This window comes from Vibrio sp. 10N.261.52.A1 (assembly GCF_002876325.1).
Lineage (GTDB): Bacteria > Pseudomonadota > Gammaproteobacteria > Enterobacterales > Vibrionaceae > Vibrio > Vibrio chagasii.
Window position 1 is genome coordinate 1054 of sequence record NZ_MCYD01000505.1, and the last position, 6485, is coordinate 7538.

The 6485-nt window shown below is 45.2% G+C and carries 6 protein-coding genes and 2 pseudogenes; all 8 read left to right on the forward strand.

Features of this window, described 5'->3' with window-relative positions:
• The coding region (locus BCT81_RS06315; RefSeq protein WP_133152581.1) for an ATP-binding cassette domain-containing protein at positions 1–284 on the forward strand (284 nt) is incomplete at its 5' end.
• Positions 271–2781: an ABC transporter permease gene (locus BCT81_RS06320; protein ID WP_102423555.1), complete on the forward strand. Its 2511-nt coding sequence runs from the start codon at positions 271–273 to the stop codon at positions 2779–2781. The genes BCT81_RS06315 and BCT81_RS06320, both read left to right, overlap by 14 nt.
• On the forward strand, positions 2781–3911 hold the full coding sequence (locus tag BCT81_RS06325) for a lipocalin-like domain-containing protein (RefSeq protein ID WP_102423556.1): 1131 nt from the start codon (positions 2781–2783) through the stop codon (positions 3909–3911). Before BCT81_RS06320 ends, BCT81_RS06325 begins: the two co-directional genes overlap by 1 nt.
• 474 nt (positions 3912–4385) lie before the next feature.
• Positions 4386–4799: an RDD family protein gene (locus tag BCT81_RS06330; protein ID WP_102423557.1), complete on the forward strand. Its 414-nt coding sequence runs from the start codon at positions 4386–4388 to the stop codon at positions 4797–4799.
• 31 nt (positions 4800–4830) lie between these two features.
• Positions 4831–5241 carry a cytidine deaminase gene (locus BCT81_RS06335; RefSeq protein WP_017107807.1) on the forward strand — a complete coding sequence of 137 codons (411 nt, stop codon included), beginning with the start codon at positions 4831–4833 and terminating at the stop codon, positions 5239–5241.
• Between the two features lie 102 nt (positions 5242–5343).
• Positions 5344–5721 (forward strand): DUF4440 domain-containing protein, encoded by a 378-nt coding sequence (locus BCT81_RS06340; protein WP_102423558.1) that lies wholly within the window; start codon positions 5344–5346, stop codon positions 5719–5721.
• 50 nt (positions 5722–5771) lie between these two features.
• A pseudogene (locus BCT81_RS06345) lies at positions 5772–6044 on the forward strand (GNAT family N-acetyltransferase); the annotation flags it as partial.
• 126 nt (positions 6045–6170) lie between these two features.
• Positions 6171–6485: pseudogene (locus BCT81_RS06350) on the forward strand (hypothetical protein); the annotation flags it as partial.

The window sequence follows — 6485 nt, forward strand, 5'->3', positions numbered from 1 at the left end:
TATCTGGTGGACAACAACAGCGTGTCGCTATCGCTCGAGCGTTGGCTCATAAACCTAAACTTTTGCTTGCAGATGAGCCCACAGGCAACCTAGATCATAAAGCAGGGTTGGAGGTGATGAGATTACTAAGTGAGATCACAACACAAGGCAACACCGCTGTATTATTGGTGACGCACAGCCCTGAATGCGCCGATTTTATGCAGAGGCAGCTGGTCTTGGACAATGGAAGTCTCAAGCATATAGGCCAAAATCAAGCCAGTGAGATGACTCATGCTCAAGGCTAATGCTACTAACGCGCCTGCTCGCTTAAAGGTTGCGCACACCAAACTCACGCTAAACCTATTCGCGGCGCACTATCGTCAGTCACCATTGCAAGCCGCGGCGATCTTGATTGGCATAGTGCTAGCGGTCACCTTGTTTGTCGCGGTACAAGCCATCAACTTGAATGCCAAACGCAGCTATGCAGAATCCACCGAACAACTGAGCGCTCAGGCTCAGAACCTAATCATTCCACCAGCAGGACAAAACTATCTACCTGAGTCGCTCTACTTCAAGCTCAGACAAAACGGACTCAGCGCGATACTACCTGTGATTGAAGGGCGTGTGAGAGACGAGCAAGGACGTCGTTGGTCAATCCAAGGCAGCGAGCTCATCGCCGCTCTTACCTCAAGAGCTCGCTACTCCAAAGAGAACGAACAAAGCATATCTCTTTTTGATAATGCACTTCCCCTACCTCAGCTCTTAGCAGGCAAGCCCATTGTGATGGTGAGCCAGTCGCAGCATCAAAGCTTAGACGAAGTGGAAACGCTGATCCTCGATGACATCGTTACCCAAGTGGTTGTGCTGCCTGATGAGTGGCAACTGGGGAGTCGAATGCTGATGGACATAGGATTCGCTCAACAACTGCTCAACAAACAAGGTCAACTGAGCTATATCGCCGTTTTTAATGTCGAGAACCAACCACAAGATAACTGGCAGAGTCTCATCGCAGAACAAGGGCAATGGATCACTAACAACCAAAGTACCGATCTCGGCTCAATTACCGACAGCTTTCACCTCAACTTAACTGCCATGAGCTTACTCGCGTTCTTGGTAGGTTTGTTCATCGCTTATAACGGCGTGAAATACAGCTTACTGAAACGTAGTCGGCTGTTAGTACAAATTCAGCAAACAGGCGTTTCACCAAGCATTGTGTTTTCTGCTTTGCTCATTGAACTTACCGTTCTTGTCACCCTAGGAGCTTCACTCGGTTTCATTTTGGGTATTCAATTAAGCCACTGGCTCCACCCCACCGTGGCGATCACGCTGGAACAACTTTACGGAGCAACACTTCTGCCTGGCACATGGCAGTGGTCTTGGTTAGTTCAGGCCTTATTACTCACCTTAGCCGCCACACTTGCTGCCTGCTGGCAGCACTTTAAACAACGCATTCACCAACCGCTCTCCTCTCATGGTGGCTTTTATCAAGCGCCAGAGGCTTCAAACGAAAACCAACTGTTTATCATCGGAATAACACTCACGGGTATCGCATTAGCTGGCTTGTGGCTTAGCGAACACCACCGTTTCACTATGGCGTGGCTTGGCGTATTAGTGGTATCTATTCCTTTGTATTTGCCTAAAACGCTCAGCGTATTAGCAAATTGGAGTGAACAGCGCACTCAGTCGGGGTTGATGCAGTACCTGTTTGCTGAATTGAGAGAGCTCATCTCTCCACTCTCCCTTGCCATGATGGCGCTGCTTCTTGCTGTAACGGCTAACATGGGAATGAATACCTTAGTAGGCAGCTTTGAAACCACCCTAAAGCAATGGTTAGAACAGCGGCTGCACGCCGACATTTACGTTAGTCCAGCTCAAGGTGAAATCGCTAATGTAGAACGTGCGTTAGAACAGTTTGAGAACGTTGAAACCGTTTATAAGCAATATTATGTCGATGATAACCTACAAGGCTTGCCCACGTTACTCGGCACCAAAGACAAAGATACATTAGCGCAAACCATGGGGTTCCAATCGCAGCTTGATAACTTTTGGCAGCGCTTCTACCAAGGTGAACTGGTTGCGATAAGCGAACCTACGGCAGTGAAGCTTGGCTTGTCTTTGAACAGCGAACTTAAGCTCGACTCTATTCCAAGCAAATCACTCGTCGTCGGAGCGATTTTCCACGACTACGGCTCGCCCAATGGCGAGGTATTGCTTGCTCCTAACTTATGGTTTGAAAGCGGTTTTACTCACTTGCCGACTAGCCTAGGGATTAAAGTCTCTGGAAACCAACAACGAGTCTACGAACAGCTGCGCAAGCAGTTGAACTTGCACCCAAGTCAGCTCTACGACCAAGCACAGATCAAATCCCTCGCTTTGGATATCTTTTCACAAACGTTTGCCATCACACGCGCACTGAATGGCGTCACCTTGATGGTCGCTGTGATTGGCTTATTCTGTGCGTGTTTTATGCTGCTCGATGCTCGTAAGGCCGCTATCGCAAGGTTGTATGCGCTTGGCGTAAGCCGCAAAAAGCTGATGGCGATGGTTCTCGGGCAAATCGCTGTGCTTGTGACCTTTACTTTGGTTATCGCCATCCCGCTAGGCGCTATGGTGGGCTACGTACTAACCGACATCGTCACCCTACGCGCCTTCGGTTGGAGCTTAAATTACCAGTGGAATTGGAGCGATGCGCTTAGCATTTCCCTCATCACAATTATTGTGGCAGTGATTGCAACACTCATTCCTCTATGGCGATTAGTCAGTAAGCCTGTGGTATCCAGTTTGCAAAGTGAGGTGTTGTAATGAACATTGACTTGAAACCTAAGTTAATCAGACTATTTACTCTCTCACTGGGTCTGCTATCTCTATGGGGTTGTGACAAGGCCGATCCGAATTCCGCTCAGAACATGGGAGCAATACTCGGCGGGAGCAGTGAGCAGCAGAGTAATCAATTCAGTCCCGTCATTAAAGGCGTTGATCTCAGCTTCCCTAAAGACCATCAAGCACACCCGAATTTTCGTCATGAATGGTGGTATCTAACCGCTAATCTCATCGATGCAGACGGGAATGCGCTAGGCGTACAATGGACACAGTTCCGTTTTGCCGCAGCTTCAGAAAACATCGCCGAACAAAACAAATCAACCGCATGGCAAAGCCAACAGATCTACATGGCTCACAGTGCCGTCACCACCGAAGAAAAACACTACGCCGATGAAAAATGGTCACGCGATCAAGCAGAACTGGCAGGAGTAAGCACATCACCATTTCGCGTCTATCTTGATGATTGGCAGTGGACATCTTCTACCAATGACTTATTCCCTGCCACATTGAATGCTAATTCAGAGCAGTTTGGCTACTCGTTAACACTGACTAACGACGCTCCCTACCAAAAACAAGGAGAGCAAGGCTACAGCACCAAAAGCAGTGACGGAAAAGTCGCCTCCTACTACTACAGTCAGCCATTCATCGATGTATCAGGCGACGTGACGATTGATGGCGTGAAGCATCAGGTTTCAGGCAAAGGTTGGATAGACAGAGAATGGAGCTCGCAGTTCTTACTCGACTCTCAACAAGGCTGGGATTGGTTTGCACTTAGGCTCAATGATGAAACCAGCCTAGTCGTGTTTCAACTGCGAAACTCGGCGACAGGCGAAGCCAACTATGCTCACGCAAGATTGATGCTGCGAAATGGCTCTGGTACTGCCATTTCGCAGCAAGACATTACTCTCACCGCCACCAAACAAACAGTAATCGATGGGCGCGATTATCCAACAGAGTGGCAAATATCAATTCCAACGAAAAACATAGAGCTGACTGTCTCAGCACTCAATCCCAAAGCAAAAATGCCCCTATCGGTTCCCTATTGGGAGGGTCCAATCTCAATTAAAGGAACACACTCAGGTACAGGGTATATGGAGTTGACGGGGTATTAGGTATGTCTGAGCAATCATAAAGCAATGACAATAAAAAGACATGAATTAACCAGTCACCGATTCAAATCGCACGAGCTTGTCACAGCGTAAAGTCATGTTCACTACAACATCAAAAATTTAAGTACAACCAAGTCAATAATTTAAATTCGCACCTAACAACGAAACCACTCAATAGTGAGATACCGTTTTGTGAAGCGATCAAACATTGATGTACGTTTAATAAATACCAACAAGTATAAGCTTTAGATATATTACCGAGAGTAAAAACAACAAAAGCTAATAGCTTAATATTTGGCTACGCGGTTCCTTCTTTACAGGCAACACCATCACGATTTTCAGGGTCATCATCCAAATTAATTGACCCTGTATGTTAGAGAGTATCCGTCCAAGGAGGTCACAGCGCGCTCAAACATAGCTAGGTGGACCTGACATTATCAAGCAACTCAAATATCCAATTCATCTAAAGGGAAAAAAGTGAAAAACAATAGTGACGGTGTAATTAAAGCGTATAAGCTAGCAAGCCCAGGGCGTCGTTATGTAGGGGAGCTCATCGATTCTTTGATTAGCGCTATCATATTCATGCTCTTTCTTTCGTTAGGTAATTCAATCGGCTTATCTCAAGATATAACAGGTTGGTCAGCGAGCTTGATAGCAGCTTCGTACTTCCTACTTTCTGATGGTTTGCCGAGAGGTCAAAGTCTTGGCAAGAAACTACTGGGAATTTCGGTTATAGATTCGATTACAGGAGAAAATTGTAGTTTAAAACAATCACTCTTTCGTAATTTGCTATCACCATTGCTTGGCATTATCGACGCATTTTTTATTCTTGGTAAAAAGAGACAGAGAATCGGTGACAAGTTGGCGAAAACGGTCGTCATCGTTAACTAGCTACAGACAATGACCGCTCGAAGAGGATACTATGGAACAAGAAGAACAGGGGTTATATCACGCTGCCGTTGAACTGATTAAAAAACGGTATCCACGAGGCTGGGGTGGCGCTGCGGCTGTAAGAACGGAAACAGGCAAAATTTTAACCAGTATTGCTCCCGATACGAAAAATGATGCACTTTCTCTTTGTATGGAGGTCGGCGCCTTTCTGGAAGCGCATAAATTGAACGAAAAAGTCACACACTCTCTGTGTATCTGTCGAGAAGACGAGAGTAGTGAGTTTTTGGTGCTATCTCCTTGTGGAGTCTGCCAAGAAAGACTGGTTCATTGGGGAGGCGACGTTAAAGCAGCTATCTCCACAAAAGAAAATAAGCTGGTGTTCAAAACTATCCGCGAATTAATGCCACACCACTGGTCATTAGTAAATGGAACCACTCTATAGCAAAACGCTTATAAACAAGCCTCGTAGCACTCTATGCAATGCTTCTAGGGATGATACGTAATATGATCACGGGGAATTTGAAATCTACGCTAGGGAGCTCAATTGGAAATTTTGATTCGGCAAGAAATCGAGCTTCATCAATATGAAGTTCGACAAAACAATAATGATATTAGGCGTTTAATCCATCCCGATTTTACCGAAGTCGGTCGCAGTGGCGATAGCTATGACTTTATGTCTATCGTCAAAATGATGAGAGCAGAGGAACCTTCCACCTCAAAAATTCACTCACAAAACTACGAATGCCTTTTACTAAGCCCTTCGGTACACTTACTAAAATATCAGACTGCTTTGGTAAGTGAACTTGGTGATGTGAGTAACTATGCCAAACGTTGCTCTATATGGGTTTTGACTGAGGCTGGTTGGCAGCTTAAATATCACCAAGGCACACCATGTTTACCTTTCGAGCTAACCAACTCCTAGTATGTGAACTCACATATTGGACGTTGTATTGAAGCTCAGCTAATGGACAAGCATATCTCGTCGGCTACCTTTGGCACTCCATTAATACAGAAGATAAATCTACCTTCATCTACGACTTCTACGTATTTAATTTGTACCGAGGTGCAAGCTATGGAAAACAAGCACTGAGCTCATTAGAACACCAGCTTAAGGCACATGGTCTTGAACAAATAAAGTTAAGAATCGCGTACCATAATGAAAGAGCACCGAAGCTCTACCAAGCAGTGGGCTTCTCTATTACTGGTTTTTACATGTCTAAGAAAATAGGAGCTGTTGAAGCCTAAACCCACACAACCGAGTAATGGAACAGCTAAACATAATATTTGAGTGAGGATGCATTTTAAGCCACTCATCTCAAGGGAATAAGTTCTGTACTCACCTATTGTCTTAATAACTATCGAAGGAAAACTGTGAGCGAAGAGATTTATGACAAGATGTGGCAACGCTTTAAAGTTGCATCTAAAACCGACCAATATGAACTAGATTCACATCTATTAGATCTACCCAACGACACTCGAAGAGGGATCACTGCTCTAGCCTATCTAAAACAAGGCAACAATGCTCTTCTCGATGAAATAATGAGATTTCAAGAGGCTGTAAGCATACTCGAACCCGACCAATATTATCATCCTAGGGAGGAGTTACATTTAACCATTCTTTCCATTATTTCATGCGTTGCTAACTTTGAAATAACTCATATTAATGCTCAATCCTACGTTGAGGTT

What these genes read in the sequence shown, in the direction of transcription:
- BCT81_RS06320 (WP_102423555.1), top strand. Translation starts at nt 271, where the DNA reads ATGCTCAAGGCTAATGCTACTAACGCGCCTGCTCGCTTAAAGGTTGCG.
- BCT81_RS06325 (WP_102423556.1), top strand. Translation starts at nt 2,781, where the DNA reads ATGAACATTGACTTGAAACCTAAGTTAATCAGACTATTTACTCTCTCA.
- BCT81_RS06335 (WP_017107807.1), top strand. Translation starts at nt 4,831, where the DNA reads ATGGAACAAGAAGAACAGGGGTTATATCACGCTGCCGTTGAACTGATT.